The organism is Paenibacillus sp. HJGM_3, assembly GCF_045062745.1.
Lineage (GTDB): Bacteria > Bacillota > Bacilli > Paenibacillales > NBRC-103111 > Paenibacillus_AA.
The window spans coordinates 153,338-176,193 of sequence record NZ_JBJGED010000010.1 but is presented as its reverse complement, the minus strand read 5'-3'; the positions used below and the strand labels follow the sequence as shown (position 1 = coordinate 176,193).

Here is a 22,856-nt window from a genome sequence, read left to right as displayed (position 1 = left end):
GGAAGAAATCGATCCACTATATTTGAAAAAACATAACGTTTCTTTGGAATCTGCCTATAGAAGGCGCAGGTGTTACTCAGACGGACTTGGGGAGGACCCGTTTTTGCTTTTGCGGTATTCCGCGGGCGTGACGCCGGCCGTTCTTTTGAACATGCGGTGAAAATGAGTGACGTTGTTATACCCGATGCTCCGGGCGATATCCTCGACGCTCCGGTCGGTCTCCTTCAGCAGCTTCATCGCCTCGCCGAGCCGCAGCTCGTTCAAGTACGTTACGAACGTCTTGCCCTTCAGCTGCTTGAACATCGTGCTGAAGTAAGCGGTCGACATCGTCGCTTTGGCTGCCGCTTCCGTCAAAGTAATCTCCTCGTGGTAACGGTTCTGGATGAACGCCACCGCCTCCTCGAAGTACGCCCGGTTCGCTTGCAGCCCCGCCGGTCCGCGCTTCTCTTCCATGAAGGCCAAGTACTCGCGCCCCGCCATGACGAGCAGCTTTTGGATGAGCGACTTGACGACTAGCGGATACCCGACCTGTTTGCGCTCCAGCTCCCCCCGGATCTCGGCGACCATCGCTTCCATCTGCTGCTGTCCCTCGTAGGACAAGTTCAGCTGCGGCAAGAGCCGGTCGTTAAGCTCGACGAACGGCTGGATGAAGGCGAAATGCACGAAGCTCTCGATGTCCTCGAAGCTGCGCAGGCTGTCGTCCAGCAGGACGGGCATGAAATCGAGCTGCGCGAGCAGCACGTCCTTGCCTGGAATGACGTCAAGCGCATGCTCGTAGAACGGCGGGATCGAGAACAGATCGCCCTTGACGAGCACCGCCTCCCGTCCGTTCACCCGGTGAATGCAGCTGCCTTTCATGACATAGCAGATTTGGAAAAATTGATGGTTGTGCTTGAAATTCCGCGCAATCCCCCGGGTCGTCTTCAACTCCACCTTGAACGGGAACGCGGGGTCCTTAAATTCCTGCTCGGTATACAGCATCGCACGTTCTCCCTTGTTGTTCGGACGCAACATTCACTCTCTCAATCATACCTCAAAAAAGCCGGACATGCATCGGAGCGAAGGGCTCTGGGAACTATAACTCCAAGTTAGGACATTCAGGCAAAAAAGCGAATCCAATTCTTGTTCAGGAGGTCCACCATGCACGTGATGAAATCCAAATGGATCGGGATCACCGTATCCATTCTACTCGCTTCGGCGACATTCGCAGGCTGTGCCAATAAACCGACGCCGGGAGCAGGCAATCAGGCCGGAGGCGCCAAACCGTTCCAAGGCAAAACGATCTCGCTCGTCACCGCCAACCACCCGTGGGGGGAAGCGATCAAGCCGCTGCTGCCGGAGTTCGAAGCGGCGACCGGGGCGTCGGTCAAGGTAGAGAGCTTCTTCGAGGACCAATTGACCCAAAAGCTGACCGTACAGTTCACATCGGGCTCTGCTACGCCGGACGTCTTTATGTACCGCCCGCTTCAAGAGGGCAAGCTGTTCTTCAAGAACGGCTGGGTGGCCCCGCTCGACGATTATGTGAATAAGGATGCGAGCTATGATTTCGCCGATTTCTCCAAGTCGGCTGTCGGGTCCACGACCGTGGACGGCAAGCTGGCCGGCATCCCGATTATTACCGAGCAGGAGATTTTGTACTACCGTAAAGATTTGCTGCAGCAGGCCAACATCGCCGTGCCCAAAACGCTCGACGAGCTCGTCGCCGCGGTCAAAAAGCTGCACGATCCGAAAAAAGAGCTGTATGGCTTCGTCGCCCGCGGCCAACGCTCGCCTCTCGTGACGCAGGTATCGTCGTTCCTGTATTCGGAAGGCGCCGACTTCACCTCCGGGGACAAGGCGACGATCAATACGCCGGAAGCGGTCAAGGCGTTCACCACATATGGCACACTGCTGCGCGACTACGGCCCACCCGGGGTGCTGAACATGTCGTGGCCGCAGGCGATCGGCATTTTTGCCCAAGGGAAAGTAGCGTTCTACACCGACGCGAACTCGATCTATGCGAACGCCACCGACCCCACCAAGTCGACGGTCGCGGACAAAGTAGGCTTCGCCGTATTCCCTGCGGGCAAGGCGGGGTCCAAGCCTTACAACATCACGTCCTGGGGCCTCTCTATGAATGCCAAGTCCGCTAACAAGGATGCCGTGTGGGAGTTCATCAAGTGGGCCACCAGCAAGGATATCGTCTTGAAGACTCAGGCCAAGGGCAACCCGGGCGCACGCGCTTCCGTGTGGGACAAGCCGGAGGGAAAGCAAGGCTTCCCGGCCGAGCTCGTGCCGGTTATCGTCGAAAGCTCCAAGGGCGGGGTCGACCACGACCGTCCGACCGTCATCAGCGTAGGCGAAGCCCGCGACGCGGTAGGGGAGATTGTGCAAAAGGTCATGTCCGGCGAGACGAACATCCAGGCTACGGCAGATAAGGCGAATGCCGCGCTGCAAGCGATTATGGACAAGGATAAAGGCAAGTAATCTTGCGTTTCGTTCCGCCCTAAGATCCTGATTATCCGGGTTGTCCGGCACATCCGGCACGTCCGGCGTGCGGTCCGGCTCTTGGGGCGGTCCTACTCTACTAGGAGGCAGGTGAGGCTTCTTGCAATTCAGTTGGTTTGACCGGAACCTGAAGTGGATCTATACGCTTCCTGCGGTCTTGTTCGTGCTCCTCATGATGGTGTTCCCGATCATTTATACCGTCCGCATCAGCTTCTTCGAATGGAGCATGTCGGCCACGACTCCGCCGGCTTGGGTGGGGCTCGCCAACTACAAAGCTTTGTTCCAGGACAGCCGGTTTTGGCATGCGACGGGGTCGACCTTTTACTTCACGTTCGTCGCACTGATCGTGGAAGTCGTGCTCGGCATCGCCATCGCCGTGCTGCTCTCCCGGGAATTTCGCGGCAAAAACCTCACGAAGACCGTCTTCCTCCTCCCCATGGTAGCGACGCCGGTCGCGATGGGGCTCGTGTGGATGCTGATCTACGAGCCGACGATCGGGGTGGCGAATCAGTTTCTGAAATCGCTTGGCTTCAAGCCTCTTCTCTGGCTCGCCTCCGAAAGTCAGGTGCTGCCCTCGCTCATCATCGTCGACGTGTGGGAGTGGACGCCTATGATCGCGTTGATCGTCATGGCCGGCATGGCTACATTGCCGAACGATCCGTATGAAGCCGCGGATGTCGACGGAGCTACGCCTTGGCGCAAGTTCGCTTCGATCACGCTCCCGCTCCTGCGTCCGACCATTCTCGTGGCGGCTATGCTTCGGCTCATCGACGTGCTGAAGACGTTCGACATCATCTACGCGACGACACAAGGCGGACCGAACTTCGCTTCGGAGACGCTAAATTTGTACGGGTACGTGCTCGGCTTCCAATATTTCAAGCTGGGGATGGCTTCGTCGCTGCTCGTGTTGTTCTTCTTACTCGTCATGGCGCTGACCCTGTTCATGATCTGGATGCGCAAACGACTGGAGGTGGGCTGACGTGGAAGGCATGAAAAGCATGAAAGCTCGGCAGCGCCGGAACACGGTAGTGCTGGCTGTAATCACCTTAATCGTGCTGCTTATTTTTGCGTTTCCGTTCCTTTGGATGCTGCTCGCCTCCTTCAAGACCCAGGCGCAGATCATGTCCACGGGACAGTTTTTCAATTTCATGCCGAATCTGGATAATTACACGAGCGTCTTCCGGGAATACGACTTCCTGAAATATATCTGGAACAGCTTCGTCGTGGCGTTCGGCTCGACGTTCTTCTCGCTCTTGCTCGGGCTGCCGGCCGCTTACGCGATCGCCCGGCATCATCTGCACAAGCTCGGCCTCGTCATTCTGGTGGCGCGGATCATTCCGGGGATTACGTTCCTCATTCCCTGGTTCATCCTGTTCTCGAAGGTCAATCTGGTCGATACGTACACGGCGCTCATCCTGAGCCATATGCTCGTCGGGCTGCCGTTTATCATCTGGATCATGATCTCGTTCTTCGAGGCGCTTCCGACCGAGATCGAGGAAGCCGGGCTGATCGACGGCTGTACGCACCATCAGGTGTTTCTGCGCATCATCCTCCCGATCTCGGGACCCGGGGTCATTACTTCGTCGCTGCTGTCGTTTATTTTCTCCTGGAACAACTTCATGTTCTCGATTATCCTCGCCGGAGAGAAGACGAAGACGCTTCCGATCGCGGTGTTCAACTTCATGTCGTACTCCGAGATCAATTGGGGTGCGCTTATGGCCGCGGCCTGCATTATTACGCTGCCCGTGCTTATCATCGCCCTGCTCGCCCAACGGTACGTCATAAGCGGATTGGCGGCGGGTGCGGTCAAAGGCTAATGGGATAGGCGCAGGGACGATTGGGGGATTTTTCCTCCCGGACAGGGTTGAATGCGTAAAAACTGTGCTATCATGGAAGAAGCCTTGTCCATTCGAAGGGAGAGTTGAGTCGTGAAAATCACGAAGCTCGAGCTGTTCAAAGTTCCGCCTCGCTGGCTGTTCCTGAAGGTCGAGACCGACGAAGGCCTCGTCGGCTGGGGGGAACCGGTCATCGAGGGCAAAGCCGACACCGTCCGTGCGGCGGTGGAGGAGATGAGCCCCTACATTCTTGGCGCCGATCCGATGCGCATCGAGGATCTGTTCCAGGTGCTGTACCGCGGCGGCTTCTACCGCGGGGGGCCGATCTTGTCCAGCGCCATCTCGGGGATCGAGCAGGCGCTGTGGGACATCAAGGGCAAGTTTTACGGCGCGCCCGTATACGATCTGCTCGGCGGCGCGTGCCGCGACCGGACGCGCGTGTATTGCTGGATCGGCGGGGACCGGCCGAGCGATGTGGGGGAAGCGGCGCGCCGGCAAGTCGCCGCCGGGTTCACCGCGGTCAAGATGAACGCGACCGAGGAATTGCACTACATCGACTCGCATAGCAAGGTCGATGCGGCCATCGCCCGCATCGCCGCCGTGCGCGAAGCGGTCGGCGCCGATGTGGGCATCGGGATTGACTTCCATGGCCGCGTACATAAGTCGATGGCGAAGATTCTGGCGAAGGAGCTCGAGCCGTACCGCCCGATGTTCATCGAGGAGCCCGTGCTCCCCGAGAACAACGAGGCGCTGCGCGAGATCGCCCGCCACACGTCATGCCCTATAGCGACCGGCGAACGGATGTATACGCGTTGGGGCTTCAAGGACTTGCTCGCCGGGGGCTACGTAGACATCATCCAGCCCGACTTGTCCCATGCCGGGGGCATTCTCGAGACGCGGAAGATTGCGGCGATGGCCGAAGCTTACGACGTCGCACTCGCCCCGCATTGTCCACTCGGGCCGATCGCCCTCGCCTCCTGCCTGCAGGTGGACATCTGCTCTCCTAATGCGTTTATTCAGGAGCAGAGCCTCGGCATCCATTACAATCAGGGCAGCGACCTGCTCGATTATTTGCAGGATCCTACCGTGTTCGCGTACAAGGACGGCTTCGTCGCCAACTTGAACGGGCCTGGCCTCGGCATCGAGGTCAACGAGGCCAAGGTGCGCGAGATGGCCAAGATCGGGCACGATTGGAAGAACCCGGTGTGGCGCCAGGAGGACGGTACAGTGGCGGAGTGGTAGTTCTTTCTTGAAGCTCCTCGATTAGGGCGGAGCCTTTCTCCGCCCTAATCATTTCGCCTATAAACCTTGCGTCCTGCCTGCGCCTCCCAAGTAGATTTTCTACTCTACAGCACCCACGACCGCCACTATCCGCGCTCCAAAGTAGATTTTTTACTCTACAGTACCCGAAACCGCCACTATCCGTGCTCCAAAGTAGATTTTTTACTCTACAGCTCCGAAACCGCCACTATCCGCGCTCCAAAGTAGTTTTTTTACTCTACAGCACCCGAAACCGCCACTATCCGCGCTCCAAAGTAGTTTTTTTACTCTACAGCACCCGAAACCGCCACTACTCACGCTCCAAAGTAGATTTTTTACTCTACAGCACCCGCGACCGCCACTATCCGCGCTCCAAAGTAAATTTTTTACTCTACAGCACCGCGACCGCCACTATGCATCCCCTCGAGATTCCGGCGGTTTTTGGAGCATCACAAAACCAACTCCAGCACAGAGAGGAACTTATCATTCTCCGCGGGTGTGCCGACGGAGACTCGGATGCAATGAGGGAGTCCCCAGCCTCGGCCGTAGCGGACAATGACGCCACCCTCCATCAGGCGCTTATAAAGGCGTTCCGCATCCGGGCCGAGCTCGAGGAGGATGAAGTTGCTCATGCTCTCCGTGTAGCGCACGCCGAGTCGATCGAATGCCGCATATAGCCGAAGCCGCTCCTGTACGACCAAATCTCGAGACCTCTGAACGTGCTCGTCATCCTCGAGGGCGGCAAGGGCGGCCGTCTGCGCCAAGGCGTTGACGTTGAACGGCTCCTTAACCTGCTGGATGTTGTTAATCAACTCCGCTTGCGCCACCCCATACCCGACGCGGATGCCGGCGAGACCGTAGATCTTAGAGAAGGTTTGCAGCATGAGCACCGGATAGCCGGCCTGTATGAACTCGAGCCCGTCGGAGTAGTCGTCTGCATCCACGAAGTGCGAGTAGGCCGAATCCATGATGACCAGCACATGCGGGGGAAGAGCGTCCAGCAGCTGCTGAAGCTCGGCCCGCCGCATGTAAGTACCCGTCGGGTTGTTCGGGCTGCACAAGTACACGAGCTTCGTCCGCTCGGTGACCGCCTCGGCGATGGCTCGCCAATAATAGCGGAACCGCTCCTCCATCGGCACCTTGACAATCACTGCGTCCATCAGATGCGCGCCGAAAATGTATTCGGAGAAGGAGGGGTCCGGCACGACCACTTCATCCCCCGGCTCCAGGTATGATTCCGACAGCAGCGTAATGAGCTCATCGCCGCCGTTCGTCACGATAATTTGGCCGGGATCGACCTGCAGCTTGGCGGCCAGAGCGCCCTTCAGGTCATGCGCCTGCGCATCGGGGTAGCGGTGCATCTCGGGCAATGCTGCGGCGACAGCCTCGATAGCCCGTGGAGAAGGCCCGAGTGCATTTTCGTTGGAGGCGAGCTTGATGACCTCGGTTAGCCCCAGCTCCCGCTGTACCTCCCAGATCGGCTTACCGGGCGAGTACGGCTCTAGCTTGCTTAACGCTCTGCGTGCGCGAACTCCGGTAGTTCGGTTGTTGGACATGGAATGCGTTCCTCCTAACATATAGACATTTTGACAAGGTTCCTTCATTGCAATAATACTATAAAGCATTAATGTAGTAAAGCGTTAATTCGTGACGTACATACATGATATTGGGACATCATTGCTGCGCTTGAAATCGAGCCTAAGGCAGGGTGAAGTTAAATCGCGTTACTGCGCGGAGTGGCGGGCATGAGGTCGAATTAAGCCGGAATAATCGCGTTACTGCGCGGAGTGGCGGGCATGAGGTCGAATTAAGCTGAAAAATCGCTTTACTGCGCGGAGTGGCGGGCATGAGGTCGAATTAAGCCGGAATAATCGTGTTACCGCGCGGAGTGGCGGGCATGTGGTCGAATTAAGCCGGAATAATCGTGTTACTGGGCGGAGCAGCGGGCATGAGGCGCGATTAAGCCGGAAAAATCGTGTTACTGCGCGGAGTGGCGGGCATGAGGTCGAATTAAGCCGGAATAATCGTCTTACTGCGCGGAGCAGCGGGCATGAGGCGCGATTAAGCCGGAATAATCGTGTTACTGCGCGGAGTGGTGGCACGAGGTGGAATTAAGCCGGAATAATCGTCTTACTGCGCGGAGTGGCGGCACGAGGTGGAATTAGGCCGAAAAAATCTTGTTACTGGGCGGAGCGTCGGACATGAGGAGCGTTTAACCGGAGTAAAAAAAGGGGGCCCATATGGCCCCCCGCAAACTACTTCCGCCCGATAATGACGTCGAGCTGATTCGACGTATCGTACGCGCACTGGTGCGGATCGCCCGCGTAGGGGCTCACTTCCGCGGTCAGCGTGTCCGCGTAGCCGATGTCCTGCAGCGCGGTCCGAACGGCGGCCCAGTTCACATCGCCCGCGAGCAGCGGGACGAAGCCGCCTCCGTTGCCGACGGCCGTCTTGAAATCCTTGACATGCACCTTCACGATGCGCTCGCCCAGAATTCGGATCCAGTGCTCCGGGAAGCCGAACAGCAGCACGTTGCCCACATCGAAATACGCGCGAACGTTCGGCGAGCCGATCTCGTCCAGGTAGCGGGCCATCTCCAGCGGCGACAGCAGGAACTTGTTCCACACGTTCTCGACGCCGATCCGAACGCCCCGTTTCTCTGCTTCCCCGGCCAAGGTCACCAGCTCCCGCTGGCTGCGCTCATAGCACTGGTCGTACGAAGTCTCCGCATTGACGACACCGGGGACGACCAGCACCGTGTCGATACCTAGCAACTGCGCCAGTTCCAGCTGCTTGAGAACGACGCGGCGACCCTGCTCCCGGACCGAGGCATCTGGAGAGGACAGCGGGTTGCGGCCCATCAGGCCCGTGGACAAGCTTCGCAGCTGCAGGCCATAGTTGCGTGCGAGCCGCCCGATCGCTTCCGCTTCCGCGGCAGTCGTATCCAGCGTGAACCCTACCCCGTCCGGGGCGTACAGGTTCAGCTCGATCGCCTCGAAGCCGGCACGGCTGCTCACCGACATCACTTCCTCGAGCGGCATACCCGCCGGGAAGCACCATTGATTGAGACTTTTCAACATCCGTTTCTCGCTCCTCTCGCTCTAGATCTGTACACGCGTGCCGGCAGCCGCCGATTCGTTCGCCGCGAGCGTAACCTCCAGCGTAGCCGCGGCCTCCGAGTAATCGCCCAGCACGAGCTCCCGGCGTCCCGTCCGGATCGCCTCGATAAACGCCTTGTCTTGCTCCAGGTAATACTCCGTGGCGGATTTCTCGGTCGTGTCCTGGTGATCGTCCTTGATCCGCAAGGTCGTCCCTTCGATCGACAGGAAGAAGTTGTGCCCGTAGAACTCAACCGCCCCACGGCCTACATACTTCGCCAGCGACGTACTGGTGATGTTGCCCACCGCGCCGGACTTCAAAACGAAGGACACGGTCCCGACATCATATGCGGTCGCCTCCGGATCGATCTCGAGTACATGCCGCTGGGCATGGATCGCCTGCACCTCCTGGAACTCGCCCGCCAGATAGCGGATCAGGTCCAGCTGGTGCGTCGATTGCTCGACGAGCTGGCCGCCCGACTGCTCGAGCATTCTCCACCAGCGCGGCGCCGGCATGCCGCCGAACCGGTACGCCATCACCATGGCGATGTCCTTGTCGGCCAGATACGCCTTCGCCTTGGCGACGATATCCATGTAGCGCAAGCAGTAGCCGGACGAATGGATGACGCCCGAATCCGCGAGCGCCCGCTCCGTTTCGCGCACTTGCTCCATATCCAGGCCTACCGGTTTCTCGGATAGCACGTGAATGCCTAGACGAGCCGCCTCGGCTTCGATCCCGGTCCGGGCGAACGGAGGCGTACAGACGAACAAGGCGTCGACTTGCCCGGACTGCAGCAGCTCCTCCGCGCCGGCATAGGAGACGGCGCCGAACTGTTTGGCGACTTCTGCCGCTCTTGCTTGATTAATGTCGTACACCGAGGTGATCTGTACGTGCTCCACCTTCTGAAGCGTTTTCATATGATGCTCGGCCATCCCGCCTACACCTATAAATCCGACTCTCACTGCCATACCTTCTACGCCTCCAATTGTCGAGATGCGACTCTTGTCTATTTCGAGCTACACTCCCAACAATAGTACGTTTCCGGCCCCTTGTATTTATTGAAATCGCCACTCTATATACACATAAAGAACCCCCTCTCACCGAAAATGCTGCTGCTGCTGCTTCCGCCACTCAGTAGGCGACACGCCCTCCAATTGCTTGAACCAAAGCGAGAACGAGTGCTGCCGCGAGAAGCCGATCGATTCCGCGATGTCGAGCATTCCTTTATCCGCGGAGCTCAGCTGCCATTTCGCCTCCGCCATCCGGCATTGCTGCTGATATTGCTTCGGGCTCATATGGTACACTTGCTCGAACAGCCGGCGGAACCCGGACTCCGTCATCCCGGCCAGCTCGGCGAGTTCGGACATCTGCACCTTGTGCTGCAGGTTCTCCCGGATCCAGTCGCCGGCCTTCGAGATCGACAACGCCTCCCGGTCCGTCTGCGAATGCTCGAGCAGGAACAGCACGAGCACCTCGATCCACGCCGTGTTATGCCACGCCCGCTTCTTGAGCGGAGCCGACATCGTCCGCAGCCACTCGCGGAACAGCCGGATGTATCGCTCCTTGTCGAGCGGGGATAAGAGGAACAATGTAGGCCGGTTCTCGCCGACGAGCTCGTTCAGCATGTCCTGCAGCCTCCGCGGCATATGCTGGAGATGGATCACCCCGTACCGGTTATAGCCGATCCCCTCGAACCAATGCGGCAGCCCAGCCGGAATGAGGACGACATGCCCCGGCTCAAGCGGCTCGCGTTTTTCCTCCCATTGGAAAATACCCCGGCCGTCCATAAGCAGGCTGATCTCCACGGTCTCATGCTGATGGTAGCCGGGGTCGGTCCAGTCCGAATCCCGGGTTCCGATGAAGCATTTTAGTTTAAATTCCGGCTGCATCCCCTGAATCCTCCGCTACGTTTCGAACCTTATTGGGAACCCGTACATAGGGTATCATAAAGAACCCCACAAAGTGAAGGCAGCCTACGAAGGATATTCCTAATACTTTGCGGGGACCCCGGGAAAACAATCTTTCTCGATTAAAAAATTTCCATCTTCCACCTCGTTTAGGTATAATGGTGAAGGATAACGATTGAACCACACGGAGGGTACATAATGAAATGGCTGCAAGTTCAACGTACGAGCCAATTGCAAGGAAGCGTTAAAATAAATGGTTCCAAGAACAGCTCGCTCGCCCTGCTCGCGGCGGCCTGCCTCGCCGACGAACCGGTGCGCCTGCTGGGCATCCCGAATATCGCCGACTTCCGGGTCGTGTGCCAGCTTGGAGCCGACATGGGCCTTCGCGTGGAACGCGACGCGCTCGGCACGGTACATATTGATCCTACCCGGATTACGCAAGCTTACCTGGATCCCAAGAAGTCGTCTCTCATCCGCACCGGCTACTATTTTATCGGCTCGCTGCTGGCCAAGTTCGGGAAAGTCACGCTAGGCTACCCCGGCGGAGACAATTTTGTCAGCCGTCCGATCGATCAGCATTTTAAGGCGCTGAAGGCGCTAGGAGCGACCATCACGTTCCATGAAGATTATTATGAAGTGGAAGCGGCCCAGTTGAAAGGCACCTCCATTTATTTCGACACAATTACATATGGCGCTACTATGAATACGATGATGGCCGCCGTTCGGGCGACCGGGACGACCGTGCTGTACAACGCGGCTCGCGACCCGGAACTGACGGACGTCGCCAACTTCCTGAATGCGATGGGAGCCAAGATTACCGGGGTCGGTACCGACACGATCCGGATCGAAGGCGTTGCTTCGCTCTCCACCTGCACGCACACCGTGATCCCGGACCGGCTGATCGCCGGAGCTTTCCTTATGGCACCGGGCGTAACCGGCGGAAGCGTGACCGTACAGGACGTAATCCCGGAGCATCTCAGCTCCTGCGTGGCCAAGCTTACCGAAATCGGGCTTCATATCGAAGCCGGCGACACCAGCATGACGTCGCATTCGACCGGCAAGCTCCGGGCGACCCGGATGCGGACGGCGATGTATCCCGGCTTCGCCACCGACTTGCAGCAGCCGCTGACCGCGCTGCTCACGCAAGCGCCCGGGAAGAGCATCGTCAGCGAGCGCATCTATCCGGAGCGCTTCGCGCATGTGCAGCAGCTGAGACGGATGGGCGCGGACATCGACGTGCGCTCCGGCGTCGCCTTCATCAAGGGCGGCGTACCGCTCAAGGGCGCGCTCGTCCACGCTTCGGACATTCGTGCCGGCATCTGCCTCATCATGGCCGGACTTGCGGCCGAGGGCACGACGACGATCATGGGCGTGCAGCATATCGAGCGCGGTTACGAGAACGTCGTCGACGCCTTCCGCTCGATCGGGGCCAACATCGCCCTGATGGATTCGAACGAAGCTAGCGAGACCGTTGATCTGAGCGATGCGCTATAGCAGCGAGACCAAGAAGGCACCCGTCGTAGGACGGGTGCCTTCTCATTAGGCCTTCACTCGCTGATCTGCTCACGAATTGATGCAACTATTTGAACCAGCCCTTCTCCTTGAAGCGGGTAATGGCTTCTACCCGATTGCGCACGCCGAGCTTCTCCAGAATCACGGAGATGTAATTGCGCACGGTTCCGTTCGTAAGAAACAGCTGGCTGGCGATGTCCTGGGTATTCTTGCCGTCGGCCATCAACAGCAGCACTTCCTTCTCGCGTTCGGTCAGCGGGTTCTCCTCGGCATAGGCGCTATCGACGAGCTCCGACGCATAGATGCGCCGACCGTCCATGACCATACGGATGGAAGCCGCCAGCTCCTCGCTCGGGCTATCCTTGAGCAAGTAACCGCAGGCCCCCGACTTGATCGCCCGCTCGAAATAGCCGGGCCGGGCGAACGTGGTGAGGATGACGACCTTGCATCCGCTGCCCTTCAGCTCCTCCGCGGTTTCGAGCCCGTTCTTCCGGGGCATCTCGATATCCATCAGGCAGACATCGGGCTTGAGCTCGCGTACGAGCTTTAAGGCTTCCTCGCCATTACACGCTTTGCCTACAACCTTCATGTCCTCTTCCAGCTCGATGAGCGATGAGAGTGCGCCTAGCAGCATACGCTGGTCCTCGGCGACGACGATCCGAATCATAGGGATCCCTCCTTGTCCATGCAGCGACGATCGATTGAATCGCTGCCTGCCGGATGTTTATCCATTCTGCCTGCTCACGATAGGCACTCGGAAGTTCACTAAGCTTCCGTTCCGCGTGACGATCTCCATGACCCCGTTGACGAATTCAAGGCGCTCCCGCATACCGCGCAACCCATTGCACTTGCCGCCGAGATCCGGTTGAGCCATGCCAGCATCGGTCATACCGACACCATTGTCCTTTACTTGGATCACCAGCTCGGATGGAGAAGCCTCGATCCGGATCGTGCAGGCAGTCGCGCCGCTGTGCTTCACAACGTTCGTCACGGCTTCTCTCAGGCACATACTGAGCACATTCTCAGCCATTAGGGAAAGGCCGTCGATCCTGCGGTCGCCCTCGAGAATCAGTTCGATATCAGCCGCCTTCAGAATCTGCGCCACCCGGTACAGCTCATCCTCCAACCGGGTACCGCGCAGCTCGGTGACCAATTCACGTACTTCTTTCAGAGCAATTCTAGCCGTCTGGCGAATGTCGTTCATCTCGGCTTGCGCTTGCGCCGGATTTTTGCCGATCAATTTGGCCGCCAGGTCGCTCTTCAGTCCGATTAGCGAAAGCTGTTGCCCTAGCGTATCGTGAAGATCGCGAGCGATGCGCTGCCGCTCCTCCAGCTTGATCAGCTCGGAGATTTTCTTATTCGCGTCCTCCAGCTGCCCCTGCAGCTTCTCTCTGCGGTTCCGCGTATACGTCGTGACCGGCAGCAGGATCACCCCGATCAGGCTGACCAGGACGAACGGAAGCTGGGACAACAGCATGGGGTTCTGCGTTACGAATCCGTAGTTGATGACGGCGATCGTGGTGAGCAGATGGATGGAATACAAGGTCACGAACCCGATAAAATGCTGCACGTTTCCAATGAAGAAGGCCAAAAACAAGGCGAAGTAAACGTAACCGAACTGCACCGTCATCGTGATCGAGATCAGAATCTGCAACCCGCTCCAGAAATAAACCCACCAACCTCTGGTGATGAAGGACATCACGTAGCATACGAAGAACACGAGGATCATCGCGATGCCGAACCCAATCTCCACCATGGATGAAGAACGGAGGATGAAGTAAAACGGGAGAATATAGAAGACGACCCATACATAAGGACTCAGTCCGGTGCTCTTGTGAAAAATATGATGCCACTTCTGCATGTCATCCACCTTTATGCTTCATCATACCCAGCCCGGGCGTCTTTAAGCAGACTCGTTCCGCGGTGTGCCTCCCGCATCCAGCCAACTTCTCGAAGGCGTCTTACCGGAAGGGGTTTTCCGCCGGGCCCGCTTCAGCTCCCTGAAGCCGATGAACTGCTTCGTGCGCTCATCCCACAGGTGGAAGCGAAGCGATTTCAGACTCTGAGGAATGTCGATGGTCGTTGCCTGCTGAAGCGGAACGGATGCCTCATGCGCCTGAGCCAGCCGGTAATTCGGTACCTTAGGGCTCAGATGATGCACATGGTGGAAGCCGATATTGCCGGTGATCCACTGCAGCCACGCCGGCAGCTTGTAGTAGGAGCTCCCTTCGACGGCTGCCGACACATAGCTCCACTCCTCTTTATGCTCGAAGTAGGAGTCCTCGAACTGATGCTGTACATAAAACAGCCAGATGCCCAAACTGCCGGACAACATAAAGATCGGACCTTGGATGAGCAGAAACGACTGCCAGCCGATCGCCCAGATCAACAGCGAGTACAGCCCCACCAACAGCACATTGGTCAAATAATTCCCGATTCGTTCCTTCCCTCGCGCCCCCTTGCGGTTGAACCGATACTGCACGAGGAACACGCCGATGGGACCGGCGCCGAACATGACGAGCGGGTTGCGGTATATCCGGTAAGCGATCCTCCGCCAGAAAGGGGAGGCGAGATATTCGTCGACGGTCAGGATCCAGAGATCGCCCGTCCCCCGCTTATCCAGGTTGCCGCTTGTGGAATGATGGATCGCGTGGGCATTTTTCCATTGCTGATAGGGTACCAGAGTCAACACGCCTAGGATGGTTCCCAGTATATCATTCGCCCGCCGGCTTTTGAAGAACGATTGGTGACAGCAGTCGTGGAACAGGATGAAGGTGCGGACCATAAAGCCGGAGGCCGCGATCAAAAACGGGATTGCGAGCCAATATGAGACCGCGAGCGATACATAAGCGGCGTACCAGAGGGCAAAGAGAGGCACCAAGGTGTTGACAAGCTGCCATAGGCTGGCTGGAGTGTCGATTTGCTCGAAGGGGGCTACTTGCTGTTTCAATTGGGCAATACTCGGTTGTTGTTTCATGCTGCGGGTTCCTCCCTCGAAATGACGGCGCAAGCCGCGATACGTTCCGCGGCCACATTCTACCTCAAGTATAGACAAGCGGTAGAATTCGCAGTAGTGATAAACATCAGTTCGAGGGATGACATTTGTCATGTAGGTTTCTTATTCGGGAATCGGACCGAACTTGCCGGACCGGTAGTCCTCGAATGCCTGCTGGATCTCGGCGTCCGTGTTCATGACGAACGGCCCGTACGCTACGACCGGTTCGCCGAGCGGCTCGCCGGCGATGAGCAGCACGCGCAGCGGAGTGTCCGCCCGGATCGTTAGCTCGCTCTGTTCGGCGCCGTCCGCCGACCCGAGCCATAGAACATGCCGCTCGGTTCCCGGCTTCTCATTGCCGCCGAACCGGCCGGAGCCTTCCAGCACATACACGAAGCCGTTATAGGAGCCGGGCAGTGTCTGCCGCAGCTCGGCTCCGGCTTCCATGACGATCTCCAAATACGTGACCGGGACGTGGTTCAGCGTCGCCGCCCGTACGTCCCCCGATGCCCCGGAGAACACCCGGACCATGACTCCAGGCTCTCTCCGTACTGCCGCATCGGCCGCCTTCATATCTTGATAGCGGGGCTCCGCCATCTTGGAGGCGCGAGGCAGGTTCACCCACAGCTGCAAGCTATGCACCGTCTCGCCGGGCAGCGGATCTTCCGAATGAATGATGCCCCGGCCCGCGGTCATCCACTGCACATCGCCCGGCTCCAGCACGCCATAACCGCCGTGATTGTCCTCGTGCTTCAACTTGCCCTCGAGCACGAAGGTGACGGTCTCGATCCCGCGATGCGGGTGAAAGTCGAATGTGCCGGACTGGAACCAATCTTCCATAAGCAGCAGGAACGGATCGTAATCTTTCCACAGGCCGGGCTTCAGCACCTGGCCTACTTTCAAGTGCGAGCCCTGCCCCGGCCGCGGCGACACTTCCCACACGCGACTGATCGCTCGCTCTACGGCTTCATTCCCGGTATTCATAATGGCATCCATGCTCCTTCCGAGTTCAGATTGTAGCAGATAGCAAAAGAACGGCCACCGGATCCCACCGGCTAACCGTTCCCCTATATGTTTACCGAATTGGGCTTTCCTTACTTACGCTTGTTGTACGGCCTCAATCTCGATGGAAATTTTGATTTCGTCGCCGATCAGGACGCCGCCCGTCTCAAGCACGGCATTGTAAGTCAGGCCGAAATCGCTCCGCTTGATGGAACCGGTGGCGCTGTAACCCACCTTCTCATTGCCCCAAGGGTCTTTGCCTGCGCCCTCGAACGTGACGGACAGCGTCTCCGGACGCGTCACGCCGCGAATCGTCAAGTCGCCCTTTACGTCATATTCGCCGTCGCCCGTCTTCACGATGGAAGTGGACTGGAACGTCATCTTCGGATGGTTCTCGCCGTCGAAGAAGTCGCCGGAGCGCAGGTGCGCGTCGCGGTCGCCATTGCGGGTATCGACGCTGCTGACGTCAACCGCCACTTGGATATTGGCGGAAGTCAGATCGTTAGGATCCGCCTCGATGTTCGCTTCGAACGCGTGGAACGTGCCTTTCACCTTCGCGATCATCATGTGTTTGACGGAGAAATCGATACTGCTGTGCGTAGGGTCTACAATCCATTTCGTTTTTGCCATTATAATTGCCTCCTCCATGTTATTTACTTACTATTAATAATTTACTTACAAATCAGAAACATATAATTATAATATACGTACTTCTGTTTCTTGTCAATTGGCTATTCGGGATTTTCATTCAATATTTTGGCTTTTCTCGGGGAATGCTACTGGCGGAGGTGTGACTCTATGGCTCAGCCAAACGGAGATTGCGATTTTTCCCCGATGTTAATTTCGCTCAAGCAGGATTTGAAGCAAGTGAGTCTGAAGCTCGATCATATCGTAAACGAATTCGATCAGGAGCATCGCTGCTTCCTAGGTGAATTCCAGCGGATCGCCATGATGATAACGGATGTACAGACGCGGGCGGCTACGTATTATTTGAGCTGCTACTTGTCCCCCTACACAAGCAAATATGCCGATCTCGCGACATCCGTGCGAAATTTGGCCGACCGCCATCACGGGGCGCTGCTCGTCGTTGAGCGTAACGATCCGCTCGATGCGCACCTGCAAGGCGGAACGTCCATCAAGGCGGAGATTAACCCCGCCCTGCTGGAATCGATCTTTTACCCCGGCAATCCGCTTCATGACGGCGCCGTGCTCATTCGTACCGACCGGATCATATCCGCCAAAAATATATTGCCGCTCTCCCGCAACCTCGAGCTTCCTGCTAAACGCGGCACCCGCCATCGGGCGGCCGTCGGCTTGTCGGAACTCAGCGACGCGATCGTCCTCGTCGTGTCGGAGGAGACCGGGGATGCATCCTTTGCCATCAAAGGAGAGTTGTATCCGCTCTACATCCACTAAAGTCCCGCAACCTTCTCCGGTCCTTTCTCGTTTAGAGATCAGGAATTTACTTCCACGGAAAGGACGGAACACTCTTATGAAGCGATTGCTTATGAGGCTAACCCCTGGCGTCCTGGCGGTACTCTTAGTAACCCTGACCGGCTGCAGCAGCACGGTGAATACCGGGAGCCCATCGCCTACTTCGTCCCCCACTTCCACCGCGACACCCACACCTGCACCCAGCTCCAGCGCGAGCCTGACCCCGGCGCCTTCGCAGAAGCCAGCCGTTACTCCTACCCAAGCCGCTCCATTGAACGGGAATGTCTCCCCGGCCCAAGCCAAGACGTGGATCGAGGGACGCGCCGCCGAGGTGCTGCAAGCCCTGAAGGCCCAGGATATGAAAAAGCTCGCGGGCTATGTGCACCCGGAGCTTGGCGTTCGTTTCTCTCCTTATACGAATGTGAATAAGAAGACGGATATGGTGATCAAGGCCGATCAATTGGAGAAAACCTTCACTGACTCCGCCAAGCGGACTTGGGGCGCCTATGACGGCTCCGGCGAGCCGATCTCGCTGAGCTTCGCCCAATATTATGCCAAGTTCGTGTACGATCACGATTATGTAAAGCCGGAGAAGACGAGCTACAACGAGCCGATCGGCAAAGGCAACACCGTGAACAATACGCGGGAAGCTTATCCGAAAGCGATCCTCGTCGAATGTTACTTCAGCGGCTTCGATCCGAAGCTGGAAGGGCACGACTGGGCCAGTCTGAAGCTCGTCTTCGAGCATACCGGCACGGGCTGGTATCTCGTCGGCCTCGTCCACGATCAATGGACGATCTGACGCTCACGGCGAAGCAGCCATAGGCCGGCCAGGGCCGCAAGCACCGCCGCCGAGCTCATGTACAGTGCCGTGACGGAGAAGCTGTAGGCGATCATCGGCCCGAACGCGGAGCCGAGGTCGACCATCATCGAGTAGACGGTGATGACCATCGCCTTGTCCGTCCGTGCGGAGGAGACGTCGGCGGCGATCGTGTCGCACAGCGTCGTGAGGACCGTCGCGGCCGCCTGGATGAACAGCAGCACAGCCAGCCACAGCATGAGCGGCGCGGGTACCGGGATCAGTGCGAACAGAGCGGCTGTCGCACATAAGGTCACGATGAGCAGCGGGATGCGCCGGCCCGACTCGTCGGACTTCCGCCCGATCCATGGTGCGAGCCACGGCTCCCACAGCCAGCGCGCCGCCTGGAACAGTCCGCCGAGCATCGCCGCGTTCAGCAGGAAGCTGCCGGCGATGCCGGCTCCCGTCAGCCGCAGGTCCAAGATGTGGCTCAGCGTCGAGCTGAACACGCCTTGGAACAAGTAGGCCGTCAATAGGCCGGTCAACAGCGCGAGCGCCACCGGCATCGCCAGCAGATCTCCGGCGACCCGCCGGAGGAACCCGGCGGCTGCGGCCGCCTGCGGATGGATGCCTGCGGCGGTCTCACCGGCCGCCGCATGCGGCTGCAGGTCGGCGCCCGCTTTCACCCTGACCGCCAGGAACACCGCCCCGAGCGTCAGCACCGCGAACGCCAGGAAGATCGGCCGCATGCCGATCACCCAGACGAGCCCGCCGCCGGCCAGCATGCCGAACAAGCTGCCCAGGCGGGACAAGCCGTTGTATTGTCCCATCAGGAACCCGCGATTGTGCTCCGACGACAAATTCAGGATCGCGTAAAACGCCCCGAGCCGCAGGAATGTCCAGACGAGCCCCCACGCACAGCGGAGCGCGAACCAGAACCAGAATCCGGACGCCTGCGCATACAGGAACGTCACGACTCCGGTCAGGATGACGGCGATCAGCATGCCCGTCGTCATGTTCATTCGCCGGTACAGCCAGGAGACGATCGGATTGAGCGGCAGGCGGATGAACCGATTCACCGACAACAGGATGCCGACTTCATAGAGCGACGTCAGTCCCGCCTCCCGCCAATAGAGCGGCAGCACCACATACAGCATCGAATCGGCCAAGAGGCAGATGGCGGTGATTAGTGCAATCAATCGGATGCTGCTCGCAGGATCGGACTTTATTTTATGTGTGGATGAGAGCGGGTCGAGAGGGTTGTTTGTTTGGTTTGGTTGCATAGGGTCCCTTTTTGTATGTGAGTCGTTGTTCCCGGGATTTCTCTTCCCATTCTATACGGAATTGTGAAATAGGCATAGCGGGAAACGGAATTTCGTGGCAGGTGCGGCTCGTTCGGAGGTATAATTAGGGATAGAAGCAGACAGCAATACGCGGGGGTTGGGCGGAAGCCTTTAGGAGACAACAGGGGGTACTTGCGTATGGACATCATCAAGCTGAAAGAAATCGTACAGAGCAGCGCTCCGATCGTGTTTTTCGGAGGGGCCGGCACATCGACCGAGAGCGGCATCCCGGATTTTCGCTCGGCGAACGGGCTGTTTCGCACCGGGCATGGGCGGGAGCACCCGCCGGAGGAAGTGCTGAGCCGAGACTTCTTCCACACGCAGACGGCGGAGTTCTACCGGTTCTATACGAGCCGGATGATTCACAAAGACGCCCAGCCGAACGCGGCCCATCGGGCACTGGCAACGCTTGAGGCGCAAGGCCGGTTGAAGGCGGTCATCACCCAGAACATCGACGGGCTGCACCAGGCGGCCGGCAGTCAGAACGTGCTAGAGCTGCACGGCTCCGTGCACCGCAACTACTGCATGGTGTGCGAAGCTTACTATCCGCTCGACCACATCCTGGCTTCGCCGGAACCGATTCCACGCTGCACGAAATGCGGAGGCATCGTGAAGCCGGACGTCGTCTTGTACCAGGAACAATTGGACACGCAGACGTTCGCCGACGCCGCGGATTGGATCTCGGCGGCCGAGATGCTGATCGTCGCGGGAACGTCCCTGTCCGTCTATCCGGCGGCGGGCCTGATCCAGCATTATAAGGGCGATCGATTGCTCCTGATCAACAAATCGCCCACCCCCTATGACGGTTATGCGAACTATATGATCAACGACTCGATCGGCAAGGTGCTGAGCGTCCTGGCGGAAGGCTAGCCGGACGCTCGCGCCTGCCGGCGCTTCCTTACGCCTGGCCGGATCGGCTCAGCTTCAGCACATCCATCAGCCGGATTCGCCGTCCGGTCCGGTCCTCATACAGCCACTGCTCCCGAACATGATCCACGTACAGCACCCCGTGCAGATGATCGATCTCATGCTGCATGCACCGGGCGAGATAGCCCTCCGCCTGCAGCTCGACCCACCGGCCTTGCCGCGTCTGCGTCTTCACCTTCACAGCGTTATGCCGCGTCACATTGCCGGAGTAGCCCGGGAACGACAAGCAAGCTTCCGGTCCGGTCTGTTGCCCGCTCGCCTCTACGATCTCCGGATTGATCAGCTCCACTAAGCCGTCCCCGCAATCCATCACGACCAGCTGCCGCAGGATCCCTACCTGAGGGGCGGCGAGCCCGGCCCGACCCGGCTCGGCATACAGCGTCTCCGCCATATCGTCCAGCAGCTTGAGCACTTTGGGCGTCAACGCTTCCACGGGCTTCGCCGGCTTCCGCAGGATCGGATCGCCGAACGGCAATATCAACTTCACGCCCATCGGCTACGCCCCCTTCGCCCGCTTCGGCGGGGTGTATACCCATAGGTCGCTTGGCGTGCAATCGAGCGCCGTGCACAGCGCATCGAGCGTGTCCGCCTTCATCTGCTTCGGCTGGCTGCGGAGCAGCGCGCTGATCGACGGCGCCGACAGCCGGTAAGCCGCCTTCTCCTGCAGCAGCTTCGCGAGCGCCACACCCGACCAAATCCCGCGATCGGCCATCACTTTCCTTAGCATCCATTCCAGCATGCGTCCATCTACCTCCACAGCATCGCGATTCTCGCTTCTTCCCGGTCATCGAAGTGAACCGTGCCCTCCGGCCCGATCTGGTACGTCTCGTGGCCTTTGCCCGCGATCAGCACGATGTCTCCGGGCGCCGCGAGCCGGATTGCTCTTCCGATCGCGTCGCGCCGATTCTCGATGAGCTCGTAGGCGGTATAGCCCGCGTTCCGGAACCCTTCTTCGATGTCCGCCAAGATTTGGTGAGGATCTTCTTTCCTAGGGTTATCCGATGTTGCCACGACGATGTCGCTGTACCTGGCCACGACCTCTCCCATGACCGGCCGCTTGGCCCGATCCCGCTGGCCGCCGCAGCCGAACACGGTGAGGACCTTCCCCCGGGCGAACTCCCGCAGCGTGGAGAGCGCCTTCTCGAGCCCATCCGGCGAATGTGCGTAGTCGGCCAAGACGAGATAAGGCTGGCCGGCATCTATGATCTCCATCCGCCCGGGGACGCCGGAGAAGCGTTCCATGCCTTCCCGGATCACGGGCAACGGAACGTCCTCCATGAGCGCCACCGTGATCGCGGCCAGCGCATTGGAGACGTTGAACCGGCCCACCATCGGCAGCACGATCGGAAAGCTGCCCTTCCATGACTGCAGCTCGAACCGGGTACCCTGCGCGGTCAGCTCCACTTCGGCCGCCCTCACGTCGGCCTCCTCGGCGAATCCGTAAGTTCGCACTTCCACATGGCCCGCGGTTTGCCGCCGGAGGTATACAGAGGCCGGATCATCCGCATTCAGTACCGCGTACGGCTTCGGCGACGATTCCGATGTCGGCCCCGGCTCCGAGCCCAGCTGGCGGAACAGGATCGCTTTGGCGTCCAAATAAGCTTCCATCGTCCCATGATAGTCGAGGTGGTCCTGCGTCAAGTTCGTGAACACCGCGGCACGGAACGAGCAGGCCTGCACCCGGCTCATGTGCAGGCCTTGCGACGAGGCTTCCATGACGGCGTATTCGACGGAGTCGTCCCGCATTCGACGCAAATTCGCCTGCAGCTGCGGCGGGTCCTGCGTGTTGATCTTCGTCTCCTGCGACTCTGAACCGATCTTCGTACCGAGATTGCCCATGAGGCCGGTCCGATGCCCCGCGTGCGCGAGAATCGCTTCGATCATGTGGCAGGTGGTCGTCTTCCCGTTCGTCCCGGTTACGCCGATGAGCTTCAGGCTGCGGCTGGGATGGCCGTTCAGATGGGCGGCCATCATCGCCATCGCTAGCCGGGCGCTCGGCACTCGTATGACGGGAACCTCCGCATCGACGTCCCGCTCCGCTACGATCGCGACCGCCCCGGCTCTGGCTGCAGCGCCGGCGTACGGATGGCGGTCCTCCTGCAAGCCCGGGATGCCGGGCACGCAGACGAAGAGGTCGCCGGGCCGCACATGCTGCGAATGCATACTGATTCCGGTGATTTCGACGTTCACGTCACCCTGGACCCGCGCATCGGGCATTTGTTTTACAAGCTCGAGTAGCTTCAACTCCATCATCTC

General features: G+C 58.8%; 22 protein-coding genes. 8 read left to right on the top strand and 14 right to left on the bottom strand.

Annotated features, from left to right (window positions below; genetic code table 11):
* Positions 1-72: 72 nt before the first annotated feature.
* Positions 73-981: an AraC family transcriptional regulator gene (locus tag ACI5FR_RS13635; protein WP_405455071.1), complete on the bottom strand. Its 909-nt coding sequence runs from the start codon at positions 979-981 to the stop codon at positions 73-75.
* A gap of 159 nt (positions 982-1,140) precedes the next feature.
* Between ACI5FR_RS13635 and ACI5FR_RS13630 the strand changes: the two genes are divergently transcribed.
* From ACI5FR_RS13630 to dgoD, 4 genes are all read left to right on the top strand, one after another.
* Positions 1,141-2,466, top strand: coding sequence for an ABC transporter substrate-binding protein (locus tag ACI5FR_RS13630; protein ID WP_405455070.1), 1,326 nt, complete (start codon positions 1,141-1,143; stop codon positions 2,464-2,466).
* Positions 2,467-2,587: 121 nt separating this feature from the next.
* Complete coding sequence (locus ACI5FR_RS13625) at positions 2,588-3,466, top strand: carbohydrate ABC transporter permease (protein ID WP_405455069.1); 879 nt, start codon at positions 2,588-2,590, stop codon at positions 3,464-3,466.
* Positions 3,467-3,485: 19 nt separating this feature from the next.
* The gene (locus tag ACI5FR_RS13620) at positions 3,486-4,304 is read left to right on the top strand and encodes a carbohydrate ABC transporter permease (RefSeq protein WP_405455112.1); all 819 of its coding nucleotides are present in this window, start codon (positions 3,486-3,488) and stop codon (positions 4,302-4,304) included.
* A 111-nt stretch (positions 4,305-4,415) separates the two neighbouring features.
* Positions 4,416-5,564, top strand: a complete 1,149-nt coding sequence (gene dgoD, locus ACI5FR_RS13615) for a galactonate dehydratase (protein ID WP_405455068.1) — start codon at positions 4,416-4,418, stop codon at positions 5,562-5,564.
* Between the two features lie 467 nt (positions 5,565-6,031).
* On the opposite strand, the gene hisC is transcribed toward dgoD, so the two are convergent.
* The 4 genes from hisC to ACI5FR_RS13595 all read right to left on the bottom strand — a co-directional run bounded on the left by hisC (position 6,032) and on the right by ACI5FR_RS13595 (position 10,570).
* Positions 6,032-7,138, bottom strand: coding sequence for a histidinol-phosphate transaminase (gene hisC / locus ACI5FR_RS13610; protein WP_405455067.1), 1,107 nt, complete (start codon positions 7,136-7,138; stop codon positions 6,032-6,034).
* 699 nt (positions 7,139-7,837) lie between these two features.
* On the bottom strand, positions 7,838-8,662 hold the full coding sequence (locus tag ACI5FR_RS13605; RefSeq protein WP_405455066.1) for a sugar phosphate isomerase/epimerase family protein: 825 nt from the start codon (positions 8,660-8,662) through the stop codon (positions 7,838-7,840).
* 21 nt (positions 8,663-8,683) lie between these two features.
* On the bottom strand, positions 8,684-9,649 hold the full coding sequence (locus ACI5FR_RS13600) for a Gfo/Idh/MocA family protein (RefSeq protein WP_405455065.1): 966 nt from the start codon (positions 9,647-9,649) through the stop codon (positions 8,684-8,686).
* Between the two features lie 129 nt (positions 9,650-9,778).
* Positions 9,779-10,570 (bottom strand): helix-turn-helix domain-containing protein, encoded by a 792-nt coding sequence (locus ACI5FR_RS13595; RefSeq protein WP_405455064.1) that lies wholly within the window; start codon positions 10,568-10,570, stop codon positions 9,779-9,781.
* 216 nt (positions 10,571-10,786) lie between these two features.
* Here ACI5FR_RS13595 and murA point away from each other — a divergent pair, with 216 nt between their 5' ends.
* Positions 10,787-12,082, top strand: coding sequence for a UDP-N-acetylglucosamine 1-carboxyvinyltransferase (murA, locus tag ACI5FR_RS13590; protein WP_405455063.1), 1,296 nt, complete (start codon positions 10,787-10,789; stop codon positions 12,080-12,082).
* A gap of 85 nt (positions 12,083-12,167) precedes the next feature.
* On the opposite strand, the gene ACI5FR_RS13585 is transcribed toward murA, so the two are convergent.
* The 5 genes from ACI5FR_RS13585 to ACI5FR_RS13565 all read right to left on the bottom strand — a co-directional run bounded on the left by ACI5FR_RS13585 (position 12,168) and on the right by ACI5FR_RS13565 (position 16,727).
* On the bottom strand, positions 12,168-12,767 hold the full coding sequence (locus ACI5FR_RS13585; RefSeq protein WP_405455062.1) for a response regulator: 600 nt from the start codon (positions 12,765-12,767) through the stop codon (positions 12,168-12,170).
* 57 nt (positions 12,768-12,824) lie between these two features.
* A complete protein-coding gene (locus ACI5FR_RS13580) occupies positions 12,825-13,961 on the bottom strand; it encodes a sensor histidine kinase (RefSeq protein WP_405455061.1) in 1,137 nt (378 codons plus the stop codon).
* Positions 13,962-14,003: 42 nt separating this feature from the next.
* On the bottom strand, positions 14,004-15,077 hold the full coding sequence (desA, locus tag ACI5FR_RS13575) for a Delta(5) desaturase DesA (RefSeq protein WP_405455060.1): 1,074 nt from the start codon (positions 15,075-15,077) through the stop codon (positions 14,004-14,006).
* 141 nt (positions 15,078-15,218) lie between these two features.
* The gene (locus ACI5FR_RS13570; protein ID WP_405455059.1) at positions 15,219-16,079 is read right to left on the bottom strand and encodes a pirin family protein; all 861 of its coding nucleotides are present in this window, start codon (positions 16,077-16,079) and stop codon (positions 15,219-15,221) included.
* A gap of 114 nt (positions 16,080-16,193) precedes the next feature.
* The gene (locus ACI5FR_RS13565; protein WP_405455058.1) at positions 16,194-16,727 is read right to left on the bottom strand and encodes a YceI family protein; all 534 of its coding nucleotides are present in this window, start codon (positions 16,725-16,727) and stop codon (positions 16,194-16,196) included.
* A gap of 168 nt (positions 16,728-16,895) precedes the next feature.
* Between ACI5FR_RS13565 and cdaS the strand changes: the two genes are divergently transcribed.
* The gene (cdaS, locus tag ACI5FR_RS13560) at positions 16,896-17,513 is read left to right on the top strand and encodes a sporulation-specific diadenylate cyclase CdaS (protein ID WP_405455057.1); all 618 of its coding nucleotides are present in this window, start codon (positions 16,896-16,898) and stop codon (positions 17,511-17,513) included.
* 76 nt (positions 17,514-17,589) lie between these two features.
* Positions 17,590-18,333: a hypothetical protein gene (locus tag ACI5FR_RS13555; protein WP_405455056.1), complete on the top strand. Its 744-nt coding sequence runs from the start codon at positions 17,590-17,592 to the stop codon at positions 18,331-18,333.
* Here the strand turns inward: ACI5FR_RS13555 and ACI5FR_RS13550 are convergent.
* Entirely contained in the window at positions 18,318-19,529 is a 1,212-nt protein-coding gene (locus ACI5FR_RS13550; RefSeq protein WP_405455055.1) for an MFS transporter, read from the bottom strand. The genes ACI5FR_RS13555 and ACI5FR_RS13550 overlap by 16 nt on opposite strands.
* Before the next feature lie 282 nt (positions 19,530-19,811).
* Here ACI5FR_RS13550 and ACI5FR_RS13545 point away from each other — a divergent pair, with 282 nt between their 5' ends.
* Entirely contained in the window at positions 19,812-20,543 is a 732-nt protein-coding gene (locus ACI5FR_RS13545) for an NAD-dependent protein deacylase (RefSeq protein ID WP_405455054.1), read from the top strand.
* 28 nt (positions 20,544-20,571) lie between these two features.
* Here the strand turns inward: ACI5FR_RS13545 and def are convergent, their stop codons facing one another.
* Genes def through ACI5FR_RS13530 form a run of 3 tightly spaced genes read right to left on the bottom strand, consistent with a single transcriptional unit; the run spans position 20,572 to position 22,850 of the window.
* Entirely contained in the window at positions 20,572-21,093 is a 522-nt protein-coding gene (gene def, locus ACI5FR_RS13540; protein WP_405455053.1) for a peptide deformylase, read from the bottom strand.
* 3 nt (positions 21,094-21,096) lie between these two features.
* Positions 21,097-21,339 carry a helix-turn-helix domain-containing protein gene (locus ACI5FR_RS13535; RefSeq protein ID WP_405455052.1) on the bottom strand — a complete coding sequence of 81 codons (243 nt, stop codon included), beginning with the start codon at positions 21,337-21,339 and terminating at the stop codon, positions 21,097-21,099.
* Between the two features lie 8 nt (positions 21,340-21,347).
* On the bottom strand, positions 21,348-22,850 hold the full coding sequence (locus ACI5FR_RS13530; protein WP_405455051.1) for a UDP-N-acetylmuramoyl-L-alanyl-D-glutamate--2,6-diaminopimelate ligase: 1,503 nt from the start codon (positions 22,848-22,850) through the stop codon (positions 21,348-21,350).
* Between the last annotated feature and the right edge of the window lie 6 nt (positions 22,851-22,856).

Excerpts from the sequence above, each read along its gene's own strand:
- ACI5FR_RS13620 (WP_405455112.1), top strand. The coding sequence starts at position 3,486 with ATGAAAGCTCGGCAGCGCCGGAACACGGTAGTGCTGGCTGTAATCACC.
- ACI5FR_RS13570 (WP_405455059.1), bottom strand. The coding sequence starts at position 16,079 with ATGAATACCGGGAATGAAGCCGTAGAGCGAGCGATCAGTCGCGTGTGG.
- desA (WP_405455060.1), bottom strand. The coding sequence starts at position 15,077 with ATGAAACAACAACCGAGTATTGCCCAATTGAAACAGCAAGTAGCCCCC.
- ACI5FR_RS13530 (WP_405455051.1), bottom strand. The coding sequence starts at position 22,850 with ATGGAGTTGAAGCTACTCGAGCTTGTAAAACAAATGCCCGATGCGCGG.
- ACI5FR_RS13600 (WP_405455065.1), bottom strand. The coding sequence starts at position 9,649 with ATGGCAGTGAGAGTCGGATTTATAGGTGTAGGCGGGATGGCCGAGCAT.
- ACI5FR_RS13605 (WP_405455066.1), bottom strand. The coding sequence starts at position 8,662 with ATGTTGAAAAGTCTCAATCAATGGTGCTTCCCGGCGGGTATGCCGCTC.
- ACI5FR_RS13635 (WP_405455071.1), bottom strand. The coding sequence starts at position 981 with ATGCTGTATACCGAGCAGGAATTTAAGGACCCCGCGTTCCCGTTCAAG.
- ACI5FR_RS13555 (WP_405455056.1), top strand. The coding sequence starts at position 17,590 with ATGAAGCGATTGCTTATGAGGCTAACCCCTGGCGTCCTGGCGGTACTC.
- murA (WP_405455063.1), top strand. The coding sequence starts at position 10,787 with ATGAAATGGCTGCAAGTTCAACGTACGAGCCAATTGCAAGGAAGCGTT.
- ACI5FR_RS13595 (WP_405455064.1), bottom strand. The coding sequence starts at position 10,570 with ATGCAGCCGGAATTTAAACTAAAATGCTTCATCGGAACCCGGGATTCG.
- ACI5FR_RS13545 (WP_405455054.1), top strand. The coding sequence starts at position 19,812 with ATGGACATCATCAAGCTGAAAGAAATCGTACAGAGCAGCGCTCCGATC.
- ACI5FR_RS13565 (WP_405455058.1), bottom strand. The coding sequence starts at position 16,727 with ATGGCAAAAACGAAATGGATTGTAGACCCTACGCACAGCAGTATCGAT.
- ACI5FR_RS13580 (WP_405455061.1), bottom strand. The coding sequence starts at position 13,961 with ATGCAGAAGTGGCATCATATTTTTCACAAGAGCACCGGACTGAGTCCT.
- hisC (WP_405455067.1), bottom strand. The coding sequence starts at position 7,138 with ATGTCCAACAACCGAACTACCGGAGTTCGCGCACGCAGAGCGTTAAGC.
- cdaS (WP_405455057.1), top strand. The coding sequence starts at position 16,896 with ATGGCTCAGCCAAACGGAGATTGCGATTTTTCCCCGATGTTAATTTCG.
- def (WP_405455053.1), bottom strand. The coding sequence starts at position 21,093 with ATGGGCGTGAAGTTGATATTGCCGTTCGGCGATCCGATCCTGCGGAAG.
- ACI5FR_RS13535 (WP_405455052.1), bottom strand. The coding sequence starts at position 21,339 with ATGCTGGAATGGATGCTAAGGAAAGTGATGGCCGATCGCGGGATTTGG.
- ACI5FR_RS13585 (WP_405455062.1), bottom strand. The coding sequence starts at position 12,767 with ATGATTCGGATCGTCGTCGCCGAGGACCAGCGTATGCTGCTAGGCGCA.
- ACI5FR_RS13630 (WP_405455070.1), top strand. The coding sequence starts at position 1,141 with ATGCACGTGATGAAATCCAAATGGATCGGGATCACCGTATCCATTCTA.